Below are 17,913 nucleotides of genomic sequence, written 5' to 3' on the forward strand. Positions count from 1 at the left end.
CAGGACCGGAGGCGCACTTTAGGAGAAGCGGAGCGAGACCTTACGCAACGCGCTCACCGCATTTCTTCGGGAGCATCGACCCCGAGGATCGCAAGACCCGAGGCGATGATCAGCGCGACGGCGTGAACAAGCGCCAGCCGCGCATAAGTTGACTTTCGATCATCTTCGATAATGAAGCGTAAATGTGGCGCGTCTTTGCCGCGATTCCACTGCGCGTGCAGGCCGCTGGCGAGGTCGTAGAGATAGAACGCCACCCGGTGCGGCTCGCGCGCCGAGGCCGCCTGCTCGACGAGGCGGGGCCAGGCGGCGATCAGCTTGGCGAGCGCGACCTCGCCCTCGTCGCTCAGCCGCGCCAGCTCTTCGCCGGCGAACGCCGCCGGGTCGGCGGGCAGCTCCGGGAAGGCCGCGCGCGCGTTGCGCAGGATCGACGAGGCCCGCGCATGGGCGTACTGCACGTAGAACACCGGGTTGTCGCGGCTCTGCTCCATCACCTTGGCGAGGTCGAAGTCGAGCACCGCGTCGTTCTTGCGGTGGATCATCATGAAGCGCACCGCGTCGCGCCCGACTTCATCCACCACTTCACGCAATGTCACGAAGGTGCCGGCGCGCTTCGACATCTTCACCGGCTCGCCATTGCGCAAGAGGCGCACCAGCTGGCAGATCTCGACGTCGAGGCTCCCCTCCCCGCCGGTCGCCGCCTTCACCGCCGCCTGCATGCGCTTGATGTAGCCGCCATGGTCGGCGCCCCACACGTCGATCATCGTGCCGAAGCCGCGATCGAACTTGTCCTTGTGATAGGCGATGTCAGCGGCGAAATAGGTGTAGGCGCCGTCCGACTTCACCAGCGGCCGGTCGACGTCGTCGCCGAACTGGGTGGCGCGGAACAGCGTCTGCTCGCGGTCCTCCCAGTCCTCCACCGGCGCGCCCTTGGGCGGCGGCAGGCGGCCGTCATAGACGAGGTCGCGGGCACGCAGATCGTCCAGCAGCCGGTCGATGGTCGACGCATTGCCGCCGTTCCGCGCATGCAGCGTCCGCTCGGAGAAGAACACGTCGTGGCGGATGTTCAGCGCCGCGAGGTCGGCGCGGATCATGTCCATCATCTCGTCGATGGCGACCTTGCGCACCAGCGGCAGCCACTCGTCCTCGCTCTTGTCGAGGAGCGTCTTGCCGTATTTCACCACGAGGTCGCGTCCGACCGGCACCAGATAGTCGCCGGGATACAGCCCCTCGGGAATGGTGATGGTCTCGCCCAGCGCCTCGCGGTAGCGCAGATAGGCCGAGCGGGCGAGCACGTCGACCTGCGCGCCGGCGTCGTTGATGTAGTATTCGCGCGCCACCGCGAAGCCCGCGAAGGCGAGCAGATTGGCGAGCGCGTCGCCGAACACCGCGCCGCGGCAATGGCCGACATGCATCGGCCCGGTCGGGTTGGCGGAAACGTACTCGACGTTCACCGCCCGCGCCGTGCCCATGCCGGAGCGGCCGAAATCGTCGCCCTGCACCAGCGCCGCCGCGATCACCTGCGGCCAGAAGGCCGGCGACAGCGCGATGTTGATGAAGCCCGGCCCGGCGACGTCGACCCGCTCGACGTCTTTCACGGCCCGCAACTTGTCGGCGAGCTTCTCGGCCAGCTCGCGCGGCTTCAGGCCGGCGTCCTTGGAGAGCACCATCGCCGCATTGGTGGCGAGGTCGCCATGGCTGGGGTCGCGCGGGGGCTCGACCACCACGCGTCGCGCATCGATGCCTCCCGGCAGCACACCTTCCGCCGCCAGCGATTCCAGCGCGGCGCGGACATGATCGGCGAAGAGGGCATAGAGGTTCATGGCGGAAAGCTCCGAAACGGCCGGCCCGGATGGGCCGGGAGCCGGCTAGCGCAGATCGGGGGGTAAGTCAAAAAAACTAAGTCAGCGCTTACTTACGGACCCGCTATCCGTTCTCCGTCATCCCCGGCGACCGCTGCCCGATCCGGGATCGCGCGGCAGGTGGAGGGCGATCCTCGCTCTCCGCCGCGCTCCGTCCGGGATGGCAGGCGAAGCCTCGACACAATGGCCCGCGAGGCCCCCCAAGGCGAGCCCTCCTTGCCGCTTCTCGACGCGGAGAGGTGGCCCACCAAGCGGGTCGGCGAGGAGAGACACCGTTGGGAAGCATCGACGCCCCCTCAACCCGCCCTCTCACTATCGGGGTGAGGGTCTCCCCTCCTCGCTTGCGCCTCTCAGGCTACGGCCTCGTTCGAAACGGCGGAGGTTCCCGCCCCTCACGCATTCCCGCCGTCGAACAGCCGCTCATGCTCGGCGAGCGCGTAGCGGTCGGTCTGGCCGGCGATGAAGTCGGCGATGCGCCGCGCCCGCCCGGCCTCGTCGCGCCCGTCCATGCCGGCGCGCCATTCCACCGGCAGGGTGAAATCGTCAGCCATGTAGGCGCCGAACAGGTCGCGCACCACCTGCCCCGCCGCCTCCATCTCCGCCATCACCCGCGGGTGGCGGTACATGCGCGGGAACAGGAAATCCTTGATCGCCCGCTCGCCCGTCGCCCGCTCCGCCGAGAAGCCGACCAGCGCCCGCCCCAGCCGGCGCACCGCGTCGGCGCTGTCCGGCTGCGCGTCCTCGACCCGCCGCCGCGTCTCGCCGACCACGTCCTCGATCAAGAGCGTGATCATCCGCCGGCCGATCTCGTGCACCAGGCGCGAACCCGACAGCCCCGGCCAGTCGGCCGCGATGCCGGCGATCACCTCGCCGACCAGCGGCAGCGCCGCCAGTTCCTCCACCGTGAACATGCCGGCGCGCAGCCCGTCGTCGAGGTCGTGCACGTCATAGGCGATGTCGTCGGCGATGGCGGCGACCTGCGCCTCCGCCGAGGGCCAGCTCCACAGCCACAGATCCTGCTTCTCGACATGCACGGCGATGGCATGCGCCAGCGGCTCGCGCCCCTCGCCGGTCAGCGGCCCGTTATGCTTGACGATGCCCTCCAGCGTCTCCCAGGAGAGGTTCAGCCCGTCGAAGCCGGGGTAGCGGTTCTCCAGCCGCGTCACCACGCGCAGCGACTGCGCATTGTGGTCGAAGCCGCCATAGTCGCGCATGCAGGCGTCGAGCACCCGCTCGCCGGCATGCGCGAAGGGCGGGTGGCCGAGATCGTGCGCCAGCGCCAGCGTCTCGGCGAGGTCCTCGTCGAGACCCAGCGCGCGGGCGATCGAGCGCGCCACCTGCACCACCTCCAGCGTGTGGGTCAGCCGGGTGCGGTAATGGTCGCCCTCATGATAGGTGAAGACCTGCGTCTTGTAGGCCAGCCGGCGAAACGCGCTCGAATGGATGATGCGGTCGGCGTCGCGACGGAAGGCGCTGCGCGAGCCGCTCGCCGGTTCCTCGACGAGGCGGCCACGGCTTTCCTCGGCGCGGGCGGCCCATGGGGCGCGTGGCTCGGCGGCGGCGAGCGCCATGCGCGGGTCTCCTCTGCGCGTTCGCCCCTTTGACTCGGCGGCGTCAGCACTTAACTATCAAGCCAGTCACATTCAACATCCGAAGGCCGCTCCGATGGCTGACGCCTCTCTCGTTCCCTCCTCCGCCGCCGCCATCACCGATGTTGCGGTGACGTCGAGCGCCGCACGCCGCATCGCCGAGATCCTCGCCGGCGAGCCGGCCACCAGCATGCTGCGCGTCAGCGTGGAAGGCGGCGGCTGCTCCGGCTTCCAGTACAAATTCGACATCACCCGCGAGAAGGCCGAGGACGACATCGTCATCGAGAAGGACGGCGCCACGGTCGTGGTCGACCCGGTCTCACTGGAATACATGTCCGGCTCGCAGCTCGACTTTGTCGACGACCTGATCGGCGCCTCGTTCAAGATCAGCAACCCGCACGCCACCGCGTCGTGCGGCTGCGGCACCAGCTTCGCGCTCTGATGAGCCTCGCCGGGGGAAGGCGCGTCGGCGTGCTCTGCGCGCTTGAGCAGGAAGTCGCCTATCTCCTCGACAATATCGAGCATGGCGAGACCCACGAGACGGCGGGGATGGCGTTCCATACCGGCCGGCTCGACGGCGAAGCCGTCGTGCTGGCACGGGCCGGCATGGGCAAGGTCAATGCCGCCATCGCCACCACCCTGCTGATCGAGCGCTTCGGCGCCAGCGCGGTGATGTTCTCCGGCGTTGCCGGCGGGCTCGATCCGGCGCTCGCCATTGGCGACGTGGTGATCGCCGACCACGTCGTCCAGCACGATCACGGCTATGAGGGGCCGGACGGCTTCGTCGCCTACCAGCACGGCCATCAGCCCTTCTTCAACCCGTTCGAGGGGCTCGGCCTCTCGCTCGATCCCGCCCTTGCCGGGCGGATCGGCGCGGCTTTGGCCGATTTCGAGCTCTCCCCGCTCGCCGCCACTGGCGGCGCGGTCCCGCGTATCCATTTCGGCCGCGTGCTCACCGGCGACCAGTTCATCAATAATGAGCAGGTGCGCGAGGCGCTGTTCCGCGAATTGGGTGGCAAGGCCGTCGAGATGGAAGGCGCTGCCATGGCGCAGGCCTGCGCCGCCTTCGGCGTGCCCTGGGTGGTGATCCGCGCCCTGTCCGACCTCGCCGGGCACAAATCGCACTTCGACATCCACCGCTTCCTCGACGAAGTCGCGCGCTCCGGCGCCCTCATCGTGCGGCGGCTGCTGCCGGTGGTGTAGAGCCTGCCCACTGGGCAGGACCTCGCACGACGATCGAGGAGCGTGCTTCGACGAGCCGAGGCCGCCGCGCCGGGCTCAACGTCGGCGGGCCGCCAGCCGCTCGGCTATCGCGCCGCCGAATGCCGGCAGCACGCCGAACAGCAGCAATTGCGGCATGCCGGTTATCGCCAGCCCGGCGGACAGCGCGAAAGCCGCGACCAGCCCCAGCGCCACACCCACCACATAGGTTCCATATCCGCCCATCCGCAGCGCTCCTTTCCCGTGTTCGTCCTCCACACCGCAGTCACCGGAGAATGCCCGTCGATCCCCCGCGGGATGATCGCCGCTCCGTTCAGCCCCGCGACGCCGACCGGCTGCCCCAGAAGAGGCTGGCGCCGGCGAGGGCCACTGCGTAGATCACGACCTGGTAGGGCTGCGTATTGGTCGACGGCGAGAATGTCTCGAACAGCCACCACATCGCGAAGCCGCCGGCCAGCGCGGCGGCGAACACCTTGGCGAATCTCGGCAGCAGCCGCATCGATTGCCTTTCGGAAGGACGGGCGTTGACCATAGGCCCGGCAGGCGCGCCGCCACAAGTCGGCGGACAGTCCCGCGGCCCCTCGGCAGCGGGCGCCGTCCTTACGCATCCCTTATCTCGCCAACGCCTCTTCCGCATCGAAAGTTGACGCGACATTCCCGACATTGGGGCACGGCCGATCCCGGCGAATGGAGCCCTCCATGTTCATGGCCACCTTGCGTTCGGTGCTGGCGCACCTGTTCCACAGCCTCGACCGCCAGCCGGACGACGGCGGCACCCCGGTCCACCATCCCGCGCGCGCCCGCCGGTGAGGGCGCGATTGCACCGCGCCGGCCGAGCCGGCATGCTGGCGCCGATTCAAGACCCGAGACAAAGCGGATATCTCGCGCATGCGCATCGCCACCTGGAACGTCAACTCCGTCCGGCTGCGGCTCGACAACACGCTGGCCTGGCTCGCCGAGCGCCAGCCGGACGTGGTCTGCCTGCAGGAGATCAAGTGCCAGGACGATCAGTTCCCGCGCGAGGCCTTCGAGGCCGCCGGCTACAATGTCGCCGTGCACGGGCAGAAGAGCTACAACGGCGTCGCCGTGCTCTCCCGCCTGCCCTTCGACGAGGTGACGACCGGCCTGCCCGGCGATGGCGACGACGTGCAGTCGCGCTTCATCGAGGTGGTGGTCTCGCGCCCCGGCGGCGGCGTGGTGCGGGTCTGCGGCATCTACCTGCCCAATGGCAACCCGCCCGACGACCCCACGAAATACCCCTACAAGCTCGCCTGGATGGCGCGGCTGAAGGCGCATATCGCCGCCCGTCTGGAGCTTGAGGAGCCGCTCATCGTCGCCGGCGACTACAACGTCATCCCCGAGCCGGAGGATGCCGCCCATCCGGAGATGTGGGTGCGCGATGCGCTGTTCCTGCCCCGCACCCGCGCAGCCTTCCGCGCCATCGAGAATCTCGGCCTCACCGACGCGGTGCGGGCGTCGAGCGACGCGGCGGGGCTGTACACCTTCTGGGACTATCAGGCCGGGGCCTGGCAGAAGAACAACGGCATCCGCATCGACCACCTGCTGCTGTCACCGCAGGCCGCCGACCTCCTCAAGGGCGTCGGCATCGACAAGCATGTGCGCAGCTGGGAGAAGCCCTCCGACCATGTCCCGGTCTGGGCGGATCTCGATATCGCCGCGTAGGGGGCCGCCGTCCGGCAAGGTAACCGGCCCCTTCAGGGGCCCCGCCGCAACTGCCCTCTCGCCGACCCCTCGCCGGCCGTTCCTGTGAGTGCGAGCCATCTTCCCGGCGTCATGCCGAACGCGCTCTTGAAGTGGCGGGTGAAGTGGCTCTGGTCGGCGAAGCCTGACGCACTGGCGGTTTCCGAGAGGCTCAGCCCCTCCCCGATCAGCGCGCGCGCCTTTTCCAGCCGGCGCATGACGAGATAGCGGTGCGGGCTGGTGCCGAGCATCACCCGGAAATGGCGGGCGAGCGCATACCGGTCCAGGCCGCTGATCCGCTCCAGCTCGTCGGAGGAGACCGGCCGGTCGCTGTTGTCGTGCAGGAATTCCCGGCACCTCGTCACCGCACCATGGGCGACGAATCCCCCTTTCGCCCCCTCCGTATCAGCGTGCAGCCAGAGCCGATCCGCGAGCCGGGCGAGAAGATCGTCCCAGGCGAGGTCGGAGGGCTCGCCCTCCAGATCGCCCAGCGCCTCCAGAAGCCCCCGCCGAAGCTCATCGTCCCGCAGGACCGGGCTTGGCACGAAAGGCAGGCGACGACGCCCGCCCGCCGCCTCGATCACCCGCTCGGGCGGCAGATAGAGCATCCGGTAGCGCAGGCCCAGCTCCGTCCCAGCCGCCCCGTCATGCAGTTCGTCGGGGTGGAGGACGATGATCTGGCCCGGCAGGCTGAAACGCGTCTCGCCTCGGTAGCGGAACGTCTGCACGCCCGATAGCGTGACGCCGAGCGCATAGGTATCGTGGCGGTGAGGCGAATAGCCGTTGCCCCGGAAGCGGGCCTCGATCCGCTCGATGCCCCGCGTGGCGGGCGCCTGCACGATGCCGTCGAATCCGCACGAACCTTCAAGACCCGGCTCACGGTTCGACGCTAGGGATGCCCCTCCGATCAAACAGCTCGTGGATGCCTTCCCCATGTTCGATACCAAGGTCACGATTGTGCTGCGAGACGATCTCGCGGCCTGGCAGGAACTGAACGTCACGGCGTTCCTGAGTTGCGGCATCGCCGCTCAGTTTCCCGAGATCATCGGCAAAGCGTACCGTGACGCCGCCGGCCACGTCTACAACCCGCTCTCGATCCAGCCGATGGTGATCATGGCGGCGGATCAGGAGACCCTTCGCACCATCCACAGGCGGTCGCTGGAACGCCAGGTCACCACCTCGCTCTACATCGAGGAGATGTTCGCCACCGGGCACGACGAAGCGAACCGGGCGACCTTTTCCATGTTCGACCCGTCGACCGCCAAGGTGGTTGGAATAGCCCTGCGCGCGGAACGCAAGATCGTCGACAAGATCGCCAAGGGCGCGAAGCTTCACGGCTGATCGGCCGGCGAACCCACCGCCGCGCCGTCCGCCGCGACCGGCGCGGCCCGCCCACCACGCGATGCAGGCGTCCGCAAGCCGGGCGCGGGCGGCATCGGTCCAGCCGGGAGACGGCCCAAGGGGGGGGCGTCCGGAGCGGCACCAAGGCGGCCTGTGGTTCGAAAGGTCGAAGAGCGGCATGTGCGTCCCACCCCGCGCCTCGGGCGATCGGGGGCGCCCCCTGGCCGGCGCCCGGCGCCGATGCGGCCGCCAAGGACCCGGCAGGCCCGGCGCGCCGTCTTCGGCGCGACGACGTCCTTTCGGGTCGCAAAAGGCCGCCGGATTCGCGATGCTCGCGCCCCGGCATACCGCCGGTCAGTCGACAAAATGAAACGGAACTGTAAGTCAGAAGAGGCGCTTACTTCTCGACCTTCATGTATTGCTCGAGATAGACCAGCGCCATGGAGCGCTCATCCGACGTCGCGCCAGCGAACGCGTCGTCATAGAGATCGACCACCCATTTGTCGTTCGGGCCGGCCGCCGCGTCGCGCGCCATCGTCAGCCACATCAGGCCACGCGCCGCCTGGCGGGGAATGCCGTCCTCGCCCTTCACCAAGAGCCCGCCCAGCGCCGCCTGCGCCTGGTACTGGCCCTTATGGGCGGCAAGGCCGAGCCAGCGGGCGGCGAAGCGCAGGTCGCGGTTGACGCCGACGCCGTCGATATACAGCCGCGCCAGGTGGTACTGCGCCTCCGGGTCGCCGAAATACGACGCCGCATAGGCGAACATGTCGCGCGCCCGGTTGGGGTCGCGCCGCACCTTGCTGTTGGGAATGCCGACCAGATAGTAGCTGCCCAGCGCCACGAAGGCGTCGGCGACGAAACGGGCCTGCGGCGTCGACGGGTTGTCGTCCGCATGCATGTTGGCGATCTGGGTGAAGTATTCGAACGCCTTGATGTCGTTGCGCTCGACGCCTTCGCCGTCGGCATACATGCGCCCGAGCTTCCACTGGGCGCCGGCATGGCCCTGGTCGGCGGCATAGCGCAGGGAATCGATGCCCTTCTCGGTCTCGCCCGAGCGCAGCGCCTGGGTGCCGAAGCGCACGGCTTCGTCGAGCGGACGCGGGGCCGACACCGCTCCATTGCCGGAATCGGGGCTGCCGTCGAAGGCATAGGCCCTCGACAACGCCGCCGATAGCGGCATCAGTGCCGTCGCGACGACGGCTATGAGGGCCAGACGGTCAAATATCCGCATAGCATTGTGTCTCGGCTGCGCCGCCGGGATGGGTCACCGCGCCCAGACGGGCGGGTCCCACGGCCTGCGCGAACTTCCAGATGGCCCCCGAGCCGACGGAAGACGGACGCGGCTGCCACTGCGCGCGACGCGCGGCCAGCTCCTCGTCCGAAAGAGCAACCTCCAGCCGTCCCTCGACGGCGTCGATGGTGATGATGTCGCCGTCGCGGATCAGCCCGATCGGCCCGCCCACAGCCGCCTCCGGCCCGACATGGCCGACGCAGAAGCCGCGCGTAGCGCCGGAGAAGCGGCCATCGGTGATCAGCGCCACCTTGTCGCCGGCGCCCTGCCCGTAAAGGGCGGCGGTGGTCGACAGCATCTCGCGCATGCCCGGACCGCCCTTGGGGCCCTCATAGCGGATCACCAGCACCTCGCCGTCCTTGTAGGCGCGCTTGGTGACGGCCTCGAAGCAGGCTTCCTCGCCGTCGAAGCAGCGGGCGGGGCCGGTGAACTTCAGGTTCTTCATGCCCGCCACCTTCACGATGGCGCCGTCCTCGGCGAGGTTGCCGGACAGGCCGACCACGCCGCCGGTGACGGTGATCGGGTCGTTGGCCGGGCGCACCACGTCCTGGTGCGGGTTCCATTTCACCGAGGCGAGGTTCTCGGCGATGGTCCGGCCGGTCACGGTCAGGCAGTCGCCATGCAGGTAGCCATGGTCGAGCAGCGTCTTCATCAGCAGCGGGATGCCGCCGACCTCGAACATGTCCTTGGCGACATAGCGCCCGCCCGGCTTCAGGTCGGCGATATAGGGGGTGCGCTTGAAGATCTCGGCGACGTCGAACAGGTCGAACTTGATGCCGCATTCATGCGCGATGGCCGGCAGATGCAGGCCGGCATTGGTCGAGCCGCCCGAGGCCGCCACCACGGTCGCGGCGTTCTCCAGGGCCTTGCGGGTGACGATGTCGCGCGGGCGGATATTGCGGGCGATGAGCTCCATCACCTGCTCGCCGGCGGCCATGCAGAACTTGTCGCGGATCTCGTAGGGCGCCGGCGCGCCGGCCGAATAGGGCAGCGCGAGGCCGATCGCCTCGGAGACGGTCGCCATGGTGTTGGCGGTGAACTGGGCGCCGCAGGCCCCGGCCGAGGGGCAGGCCACCTGCTCGATCTCGTCGAGGTCCTCGTCGGACATCAGCCCGACCGAATGCTTGCCGACCGCCTCGAACATGTCCTGCACGGTCACCGGCTGGCCGCGGAACGAGCCGGGCAGGATCGAGCCGCCATAGATGAAGATCGACGGCACGTTCAGCCGCACCATCGCCATCATCATGCCGGGCAGCGACTTGTCGCAGCCGGCGAGGCCGACGAGGGCGTCATAGGCATGGCCGCGAATGGTGAGCTCGACCGAGTCGGCGATCACCTCGCGCGAGGCCAGCGACGCCTTCATGCCGTCATGGCCCATGGCGATGCCGTCGGTGACGGTGATGGTGCAGAATTCGCGCGGGGTGCCGGCGGCGCTCGCGACGCCCTTCTTCACCGCCTGCGCCTGGCGCATCAGCGAGATGTTGCAGGGAGCCGCCTCGTTCCAGCACGACGCCACGCCCACCAGCGGCTGGTGAATCTGCTCGCGGGTGAGGCCCATCGCGTAGAGGTAGGAACGGTGCGGCGCGCGCGCCGGCCCTTCCGTCACGTGACGGCTGGGCAGATTCCTTTTATCGATGAGCGTCTTGACGTCCATTTTCGAAGTACTTTCCCGGCAGAAGCGGAATTCTGTGATCCCGCATCCTAGGCACGACTATCCACTGTCTTCGGGTCGGATTTCGTGCCGGTTTGTGGCGGCTTCGCGGCGTCGCGGGTCCCGGTTCCGCTTATGGTTGCGAATGCGTGACACTGTTGCACATCTGTCACGACCGGCGGTAGCATCAAACGCCCTCGCCGCCGCCCCGGCTGTGCTTAGGCTTAAGGCTTTCCTGCCATCCGCCGCCGGTGTCCGGGTGAAGGCCGCCGCCGGAAACCGGGGACGCCGCGTCGCCCGAAAATCGCCCGTCATCAGCCTGTCACCAGCGATGCGGAAGGGAGAGAGGCGTATAATGGCGCCATGACGGTGCCCGGAACGAAATGGGGATCAGACATGTCGAGCGGCAACATCGTGGAACGACTGCGGGCGATGGCGACGAATCTCGACGGCTTCCCCCGCGACAAGATCGAGGACGAGCTGTCCGAGGCCGCCGACGTCATCGAGCGGCTGCGCGCCGAGCTCGACAAGTACCTGCCGCCGGTCGACGCACCCGTCGCCCCGCCACTGTCGCCCCCGGCCCACGGCGGCTGAGTCGGCCTCATTCCCCGGCCAATGGCGGCCGGGCCCGCCTCACTCGCCGGCGCTGCGGAACCAGTGCGCCGAGGAGATGTCGGGCAGACCGCGCAGCTGCGTCACCAGCGCGTCGAGTTCGTCCTTGCGGGCGGTCGTCGAGACCAGCCGTGCGGTGATCTCCACCATCGCGTTGGGCCGCTCCGCCGCCTCGATGTCGGCGGCGGGATAGGCGGCGGCGTCGAGCATCTCGGTCAGCCGCGCCTGCACCGCCGTCGCCTCGACCAGCGGGCCGAGCACGATGACCTCGTAGCTGCCCTCGACCTCCTCGCCCTGTGGCAGCCGCTCCAGCCGGCGCACCAGCGGGCGCAGCAGCGTGTTGCCGGCGAGCACGAACACGGTGAGCGCCACCGACTGGGCGATGAGGTCGGCGCCCGCGCAGGCGCCGACCGCCGCCGAGCACCACAGCGTCGCGGCGGTGTTGAGCCCGCTGACATGCGGGCCGTCCTTCATGATGACGCCGGCGCCGAGGAAGCCGATTCCCGACACCACATAGGCGATCACCCGCACCGCGCCGCCGGCGCCGTCGAGATGCATGGCCATGTCGACGAACTGGCAGGCGCCGATGGCCACCAGCACATTGGTGCGCAGCCCGGCGATGCGCTGGCGGTATTGCCGCTCGGCGCCGATCAGCGTGCCCATCGCGAAGGCGACGACGAGGCTGATCAGCGTGCTGGCGAAGTCGGCGGCCTGGAACGAGGCGATGAACGGCATCAGGGTCTCCATCGCTCCGCGGGGACGACGGCCGCCATCCCCTGTCTCCGTCGCGCATTCGGCACCGGAGGATCGTTCCACCGGCCTGTCCGGCCTCTAGAACCTGCTTGCATGACGGCTCGATGACGCCGAGCCCCGCCCCCGGCCTGCCTCCCCCGACGCCCGCCGCCGACGCGCCGGTCGGTCGCCCGGCAAGGCCACCTGCGCGGCACTCCCGCACCTCGTGGAAACAGCCGCGTCCAGCCGGACGTCCCCTGGCGGCATGGGAAGCGCCGCCGCCGCTCTTCGGGACGACACGCGTCCTCCTGCCAGACCAAGGTGCTGCCGGATCAAGGTGCTGCTAGGTCGAGATCCTGCCAGGCGACGTTCTTCGTGCGCCCCGGCCCGACCGCAGGGCGCCGACAACGCGCCCCTCGGCCGCGGCGCGTCCGGCACGGGCGCGCGCCCTCCCCGGCGCCGAACCCGGCTATTGCCGCCGTTCGGCATGCGAGAGGCCGGAACCGGATGCGCTCGGTCTTGGCGGGAGGGATCGGGCCGGATCCTCGCAGCACCCCAACCCGACGCCCCTCGCCCGCCGGCTCGCGAAGCGGCCGGCAAGCGGAGACGCCGGCGGATTGCGCCGCCCTCGCCTCACTCGCCGGTCACGGCCTTCACCGCCACACCCGGCGGGCACCGCCCGCCAGCGCGTCAGCCCATCCGGCCGAGCCGGCCGAGCGCGTCGCGGATCTTGGCGGCGCGGGCCTGGGCGGCGTCGCGGCGCTCGCGCTGCTCCTCGATCACCTCTTCCTTGGCGCGGGCGATGAAGTCGGGGTTGCCGAGCTTCTTCTCGATCTTGTCGAGCTCGTCCTGCGTCTTGCCCATTTCCTTGCCGAGCCGCGCCACTTCGGCCTCCATGTCGATGATGCCGGCAAGCGGCAGCGCCGCCGTCTCGCCCTGCACCACCACCTGCACCGCGCCGGCCGGCGCCGCGTCGGCGAAGCTCACCTCGGAAAGCCGCGCGAGACGGGTCAGCGCGTCCATCCACACCTCGGTGCGGGTCTGGGTCAGGCTGGAAGCCTCGACCAGCACCAGCGGGATCTGCGCCCCGGCCGGCACGTTCATCTCGGCACGCACCGAGCGGATCTCGGTCACCAGGTCGATCAGCCAGCCGATCTCCTCGGCCGCCGCCGGCGCCTTCAGGCCGGCCAGCTTCGGCCATTGGGTCAGCGCCAGCATGGCCGGGCGCCGCCCGCCCTCGCCGGCGGTGAGCTTCCACAGCTCCTCGGTGAGGAATGGCATGAAGGGGTGCAGCAGCTTGAGGATCTCGTCGAGCACGAAGGCGGTGGTCGCCCGCGTCTCCGCCTGCCAGGGGTTCTCGGCGTTCATGAACACCGGCTTGGCGAGTTCGAGATACCAGTCGCAGAAGATGTTCCACACGAAGCGGTAGGCCGCGCCGGCCGCGTCGTTGAAGCGGTAGGCCTCGATGGCGGCGGTGATCTCCTCGTTGGCGCCCTGCAGCTCGCTGAGGATCCAGCGGTTCACCGCCAGTTCCACCTTCTTCGGGTCGTAGGTCGGCACCCGCGTGCAGCCGTTCATCTCGGCGAAGCGGGCGGCGTTCCACAGCTTGGTCGCGAAGTTGCGGTAGCCCTCGACGCGTGAGGTCGCCAGCTTGATGTCGCGTCCCTGCGCGGCCATCGCGGCGAGGGTGAAGCGCAGCGCGTCGGCGCCATATTCCTCGATCAGCGACAGGGGGTCGATGACGTTGCCCTTGGACTTCGACATCTTGGCGCCCTTCTCGTCGCGGACGAGGGCGTGGATGTAGACGTCCTTGAACGGGATCTCGCCGTCCATGAAGTGAATGCCCATCATCATCATCCGGGCGACCCAGAAGAAGATGATGTCGAAGCCGGTGATCAGCACCGTGGTCGGGTAGAAGCGCTCCACTTCGCGGGTCTGGTCCGGCCAGCCCAGCGTCGAGAACGGCCACAGCGCCGAGGAGAACCAGGTGTCGAGCACGTCCTCGTCGCGGGTGATCAGCGCGCCGGCCTTGTCCGGGTGCTTGGCGTAGTCCTGCGCCTCGGCATCGGTAATGATGCCGGCCTGCACGCAATGGGCGAGCGCGCTCGCGAGAGCCGCCTCCTCGGTCTCCTCGACGAAGACGGTGCCATCCGGCCCGTACCAGGCCGGGATCTGGTGGCCCCACCACAGCTGGCGCGAGATGCACCAGGGCTGGATGTTCTCCAGCCACTCGAAATAGGTCTTCTCCCAGTTCTTCGGGATGAAGCTGGTGCGCCCGTCGCGCACCGCCTTCAGCGCCGGCTGAGCCAGCGTGTGGGCGTCGACATACCACTGGTCGGTGAGCCAGGGCTCGATGACGACGTTGGAGCGGTCGCCATGCGGCACCATGTGGCCGTGCGGCTCGATCTTGTCGAGCAACCCGCGCTCCTCCATCAGGGCGACGATGGCCTTGCGCGCCGCCTCGCGGCTCTGGCCGTGCAGCGCCAGCACCGCCTCAAGGTCGGCGCCGTCGGCGGCCCCTTCCAGGAACTCGGCATTGCCCGACAGGACGAGCCGCGCCTCGGCGTCGAGCACGTTGATCATCGGCACGCCTGCCCGCTTGCCGACCTCGAAGTCGTTGAAGTCGTGTGCCGGGGTGATCTTCACCGCGCCGGTGCCCTTGGTCGGGTCGGAATAGGTGTCGGCGACGATGGGAATGAGACGGCCGACCAGCGGCAGCCGCACCTTGGCGCCGGCGGCGACGAGGCCGAGATAGCGGGTGTCCTCGGGATGCACCGCCACCGCGGTGTCGCCGAGCATGGTCTCCGGCCGGGTCGTCGCGACGACGATGTAGTCGCGCGTCTCGTACTCGGTCGCCTTGCCCGCCTCGTCGAAGGCGATCGGGTGCTCATAGGTCACGCCGCCGGCGAGCGGATAGCGGAAGTGCCAGAGATGGCCCTTCACCTCGACCTGAACCACCTCGAGGTCGGAGATCGCCGACTGGAACTTCGGGTCCCAGTTGACCAGCCGCTTGTCCTTGTAGATCAGCCCCTGCTTGTAGAGCCGCACGAACACCTTCAGGACCGCGCGCGACAGCCCCTCATCCATGGTGAAGCGCTCGCGCGACCAGTCGCAGGAGGCGCCGAGGCGCTTCAGCTGGTTGATGATGGTGCCGCCGGATTCTTCCTTCCACGCCCAGACGCGCTCGACGAAGGCCGCGCGGCCCATGTCGCGGCGGCCGGGCTGCTGGCGCTCGGCGAGCTGGCGCTCGACCACCATCTGGGTGGCGATGCCGGCATGGTCGGTACCGACCTGCCACAGCACGTCCTTGCCGCGCATGCGCTCGAAGCGGCAGAGCACGTCCTGCAGCGTGTTGTTGAGCGCATGCCCCATATGGAGCGAGCCGGTGACGTTAGGCGGCGGGATGACGATGCAGTAGGGCTCGGCCCCTACCCGCTCGGGACGGCCGGCCTTGAAGGCATCGGCGTCGAGCCATGCCTGGTAGATGCGGCCTTCGACGGCGGCGGGATCGAACCTGTTGTCGAGCATGTCGGCTCCGGGGCACCACGGGAAACGGTGCGACAGAAAGCGGAGCGGGCGCCCTAAGTCAATATTCAGCTGGTTATCGGGCAGACGACCGGAAGCTCCCGGAAATTCCCGCGAGAGATTCCGGCGACTTCACCGTGCCGCCCCGGCGGCAAGGCAGGGTGACGCAGGGCCGCGACACCGGGCGATCCCGGGCCATCGATCCGAGCCGCCGGAAACCCGGATGACCGGGAGGCCGGACCCGACGAACGCAGGACCGCGCCGGGCACCCGGACGGACCGGGAAGCCCGTGCCCGCCGGCCTCACTGGCCGTGACGCGCCACGCGCTCGATCTCGGCGCGCACCAGCCGCTCCACCAGCTCCGGCAGGTTCTCGTCCAGCCAGCTGCGCAGCATCGGCCGCAGCGCATCGGTGACCACGTCTTCCATCGAGCGGGTGTTGGAAGCGACGGTGCGGGACAGCGCGCCGAAGGAGCTCGCCACCGATTCGCCGGCGGCGCCGGACACCAGGCGGTTCGGCCGGCTGTCGGCCTCGGCGAGCGCCGCGCGGGCCATCAGCGAGCGCGGCTCCGCACGCGCGGTCTCGACGAACGGCGTGTCCTCGGCGGTGCGGCGCTCGGCGAGCGTGGAATTGAGACGCGACGAAACCACGGCGGGCTTGGCTTGCACCTGCATATCGGCAGTCTCCGGGAAGGCTTTGGGGGCGAGGGATTCGACGGATCGGGTCACGGCGGCCATGACCTGCGCATGCAAACTTCCAGCCAGGCCATCGAGTTCCGCATGCACGGCGCGCTCGACGCTGCTGGAAGGCTCGGCCCGTGCCGGGAGCGGCGCGGGCGCGGCGGCCGGCTCGGCCTCGCGCGGGAGCGGCGGCGCGGCGGCGCGCGGGGCGGCGGGATCGAGGGGAGCCACGGTCTCCTGCGGCTCCACGGCAACTGGCACCGCCTCGTCGGGAACCGGCTGCGGCGTGAGGGCGACGTCCGGCGCGCCCTCGTCTTCCGGGGCTTCCACCACCTCGACGAGGCTGACGGCCCGCGCCGCCTCGCTCTCGCCCGTCACGTCGTCGGAGATGATCCGCCTGATCGAGGCGAGGATCTCATCCATCGACGGCTCGTTCGCCCTCGCACTTACCGACATGCGCTGCATCCGATCCTTGAAACGCGTACTCACACGATCAGCGGATCTGCTGATCCGACGAATCATACCTTAATACTTTGTAAACATGCCACTAGCGCCAATGTCGCGCCAACAAGCCGCCGCCGGCTTGTGGATGACTGGCCGAAACCGCCCCCGTCCCCAGCGGCATCTCGCGCTCATTCCTGCCGGCCACCGGCGGCAAGGCGCCACCCGCGACCGCGCACGGGACCTCCGGTCAGGCGCGATCCCGCCACGCACCCGGTCGGGAAATCCGCTCGCGAAAATAGTTCTGGTCTTCTTCCCCCGCCACCCCGAAGGAGAAGTCGGTAGCCGCCCTCTCTCTCACTAGCACGACCTCCGCGCGACCCTTTAAGTCGGGAAATATGGTGCGGTAGTCGATATCCAAACCGATAAAGACCTTAATATCCTCGTAAGTGACGAATCCACTGCCCATATCGACACCAACAGCCGGAAGCTCAAAAACTATATCAAGTATCTGGCCTGCCCCGATGACTGTCGAGACCTTTTTCTGGGTCCAATTCATTTTAACCCATCCAGATCCCTCCCTAAAAATCGCATTAAACTTGTAGTACTCAATAAATGCCGGCGTACTCCCGCAGTTCCGGAACAAAAAACTTACGCCCATCGGCCTCGAGGGCCGCTGATCGACAACCACATCCTCGAAGACGAGATAGGCGCGCAGCTCCGTCCGGGCCACCTTCTCGCTGAGCTCGACCGCGCGCATGGCCGCCCGGTTCGCCTCCCGGCTGAGCCACAGCGCCACCACCACCGCCACCGTGCCGACCAGCGACAGCACCGCCCCGGCCAGCGCGAAGGCCCCCTGCCACCAGCTGATATCGACCAGTTGCCGGGTCGAGTCCGCCATCGACTGCTGGGCGGCAAGGTCGCTCGCCTCGCGTCGGCGACTCTCCTCGTCGGCGCGCTCGGCCCGCTCGGCATCGGCGAGGTCCTCGACGACCTGAACCCGCAAAGCCGCGCCGTCCCGGACGCCCCGCACCGTGACGCCCGGCTCGGCCGGCGCCGGCATGGAGGTTCCCATGCCGGCACCGGCGGTCGGCCCGGTCGCGGATTCGGCCGCCCGCGCCGGCGAGCCGACCAGCAGCGCGGCGACGGCGGCAGCGGCCATCCGGGCGCGAACGGACATCATGATGCGGGCATCGCCATGGAATCGGCCGTGGAATCGAGTGATGCGGCCACTTTCCGGCGCTCCGCGGGGGAAGGTCAAGGCCGGCGG

General features: G+C 68.9%; 16 protein-coding genes. 5 read left to right on the plus strand and 11 right to left on the minus strand.

The genetic code is table 11. The annotated features are described in order from the left end of the window. Positions 1–53: 53 nt before the first annotated feature. Both argS and LGR54_RS15720 read right to left on the minus strand, forming a co-directional pair. Entirely contained in the window at positions 54–1,820 is a 1,767-nt protein-coding gene (gene argS / locus LGR54_RS15715; RefSeq protein ID WP_230362938.1) for an arginine--tRNA ligase, read from the minus strand. A gap of 431 nt (positions 1,821–2,251) precedes the next feature. Further along, positions 2,252–3,430: a deoxyguanosinetriphosphate triphosphohydrolase gene (locus LGR54_RS15720; RefSeq protein WP_230362939.1), complete on the minus strand. Its 1,179-nt coding sequence runs from the start codon at positions 3,428–3,430 to the stop codon at positions 2,252–2,254. A 94-nt stretch (positions 3,431–3,524) separates the two neighbouring features. Between LGR54_RS15720 and erpA the strand changes: the two genes are divergently transcribed. Both erpA and LGR54_RS15730 read left to right on the plus strand, forming a co-directional pair. Then, a complete protein-coding gene (gene erpA, locus LGR54_RS15725) occupies positions 3,525–3,890 on the plus strand; it encodes an iron-sulfur cluster insertion protein ErpA (RefSeq protein WP_230362940.1) in 366 nt (121 codons plus the stop codon). Continuing rightward, positions 3,890–4,651: a 5'-methylthioadenosine/adenosylhomocysteine nucleosidase gene (locus LGR54_RS15730; RefSeq protein ID WP_230362941.1), complete on the plus strand. Its 762-nt coding sequence runs from the start codon at positions 3,890–3,892 to the stop codon at positions 4,649–4,651. Before erpA ends, LGR54_RS15730 begins: the two co-directional genes overlap by 1 nt. Before the next feature lie 75 nt (positions 4,652–4,726). Here the strand turns inward: LGR54_RS15730 and LGR54_RS15735 are convergent, their stop codons facing one another. Then, positions 4,727–4,894: a hypothetical protein gene (locus LGR54_RS15735; protein WP_230362942.1), complete on the minus strand. Its 168-nt coding sequence runs from the start codon at positions 4,892–4,894 to the stop codon at positions 4,727–4,729. Positions 4,895–4,982: 88 nt separating this feature from the next. Beyond that, the gene (locus LGR54_RS15740) at positions 4,983–5,168 is read right to left on the minus strand and encodes a hypothetical protein (protein WP_230362943.1); all 186 of its coding nucleotides are present in this window, start codon (positions 5,166–5,168) and stop codon (positions 4,983–4,985) included. Positions 5,169–5,557: 389 nt separating this feature from the next. On the opposite strand from LGR54_RS15740, the gene xth reads away from it, so the two are divergent. Further along, positions 5,558–6,352 (plus strand): exodeoxyribonuclease III, encoded by a 795-nt coding sequence (xth, locus tag LGR54_RS15745; RefSeq protein WP_230362944.1) that lies wholly within the window; start codon positions 5,558–5,560, stop codon positions 6,350–6,352. 32 nt (positions 6,353–6,384) lie between these two features. Here the strand turns inward: xth and LGR54_RS15750 are convergent, their stop codons facing one another. After that, complete coding sequence (locus LGR54_RS15750; protein ID WP_230362945.1) at positions 6,385–7,209, minus strand: AraC family transcriptional regulator; 825 nt, start codon at positions 7,207–7,209, stop codon at positions 6,385–6,387. Positions 7,210–7,303: 94 nt separating this feature from the next. Here LGR54_RS15750 and LGR54_RS15755 point away from each other — a divergent pair, with 94 nt between their 5' ends. Next, positions 7,304–7,711, plus strand: a complete 408-nt coding sequence (locus tag LGR54_RS15755; protein ID WP_230362946.1) for a DUF2000 family protein — start codon at positions 7,304–7,306, stop codon at positions 7,709–7,711. A gap of 397 nt (positions 7,712–8,108) precedes the next feature. Here the strand turns inward: LGR54_RS15755 and LGR54_RS15760 are convergent, their stop codons facing one another. Together LGR54_RS15760 and ilvD are read right to left on the minus strand one after the other, a co-directional pair. Next, on the minus strand, positions 8,109–8,942 hold the full coding sequence (locus tag LGR54_RS15760; RefSeq protein ID WP_230362947.1) for a tetratricopeptide repeat protein: 834 nt from the start codon (positions 8,940–8,942) through the stop codon (positions 8,109–8,111). Further along, the gene (gene ilvD, locus LGR54_RS15765) at positions 8,929–10,656 is read right to left on the minus strand and encodes a dihydroxy-acid dehydratase (protein ID WP_230362948.1); all 1,728 of its coding nucleotides are present in this window, start codon (positions 10,654–10,656) and stop codon (positions 8,929–8,931) included. The genes LGR54_RS15760 and ilvD overlap by 14 nt, the downstream gene beginning before the upstream one ends. A 393-nt stretch (positions 10,657–11,049) precedes the next feature. On the opposite strand from ilvD, the gene LGR54_RS15770 reads away from it, so the two are divergent. After that, positions 11,050–11,247, plus strand: coding sequence for a hypothetical protein (locus LGR54_RS15770; RefSeq protein WP_230362949.1), 198 nt, complete (start codon positions 11,050–11,052; stop codon positions 11,245–11,247). A 39-nt stretch (positions 11,248–11,286) separates the two neighbouring features. On the opposite strand, the gene LGR54_RS15775 is transcribed toward LGR54_RS15770, so the two are convergent. The 4 genes from LGR54_RS15775 to LGR54_RS15790 all read right to left on the minus strand — a co-directional run bounded on the left by LGR54_RS15775 (position 11,287) and on the right by LGR54_RS15790 (position 17,904). Further along, positions 11,287–12,000 carry an MgtC/SapB family protein gene (locus LGR54_RS15775; RefSeq protein ID WP_230362950.1) on the minus strand — a complete coding sequence of 238 codons (714 nt, stop codon included), beginning with the start codon at positions 11,998–12,000 and terminating at the stop codon, positions 11,287–11,289. A 687-nt stretch (positions 12,001–12,687) separates the two neighbouring features. Further along, a complete protein-coding gene (locus tag LGR54_RS15780; protein ID WP_230362951.1) occupies positions 12,688–15,525 on the minus strand; it encodes a valine--tRNA ligase in 2,838 nt (945 codons plus the stop codon). 299 nt (positions 15,526–15,824) lie between these two features. Then, entirely contained in the window at positions 15,825–16,625 is an 801-nt protein-coding gene (locus tag LGR54_RS15785) for a PopZ family protein (protein WP_230362952.1), read from the minus strand. 268 nt (positions 16,626–16,893) lie between these two features. Continuing rightward, a complete protein-coding gene (locus LGR54_RS15790; RefSeq protein ID WP_230362953.1) occupies positions 16,894–17,904 on the minus strand; it encodes a hypothetical protein in 1,011 nt (336 codons plus the stop codon). Positions 17,905–17,913: the final 9 nt, after the last annotated feature.

The sequence above is a fragment of the Ancylobacter sp. Lp-2 genome (assembly GCF_020523795.1).
GTDB lineage: Bacteria > Pseudomonadota > Alphaproteobacteria > Rhizobiales > Xanthobacteraceae > Ancylobacter.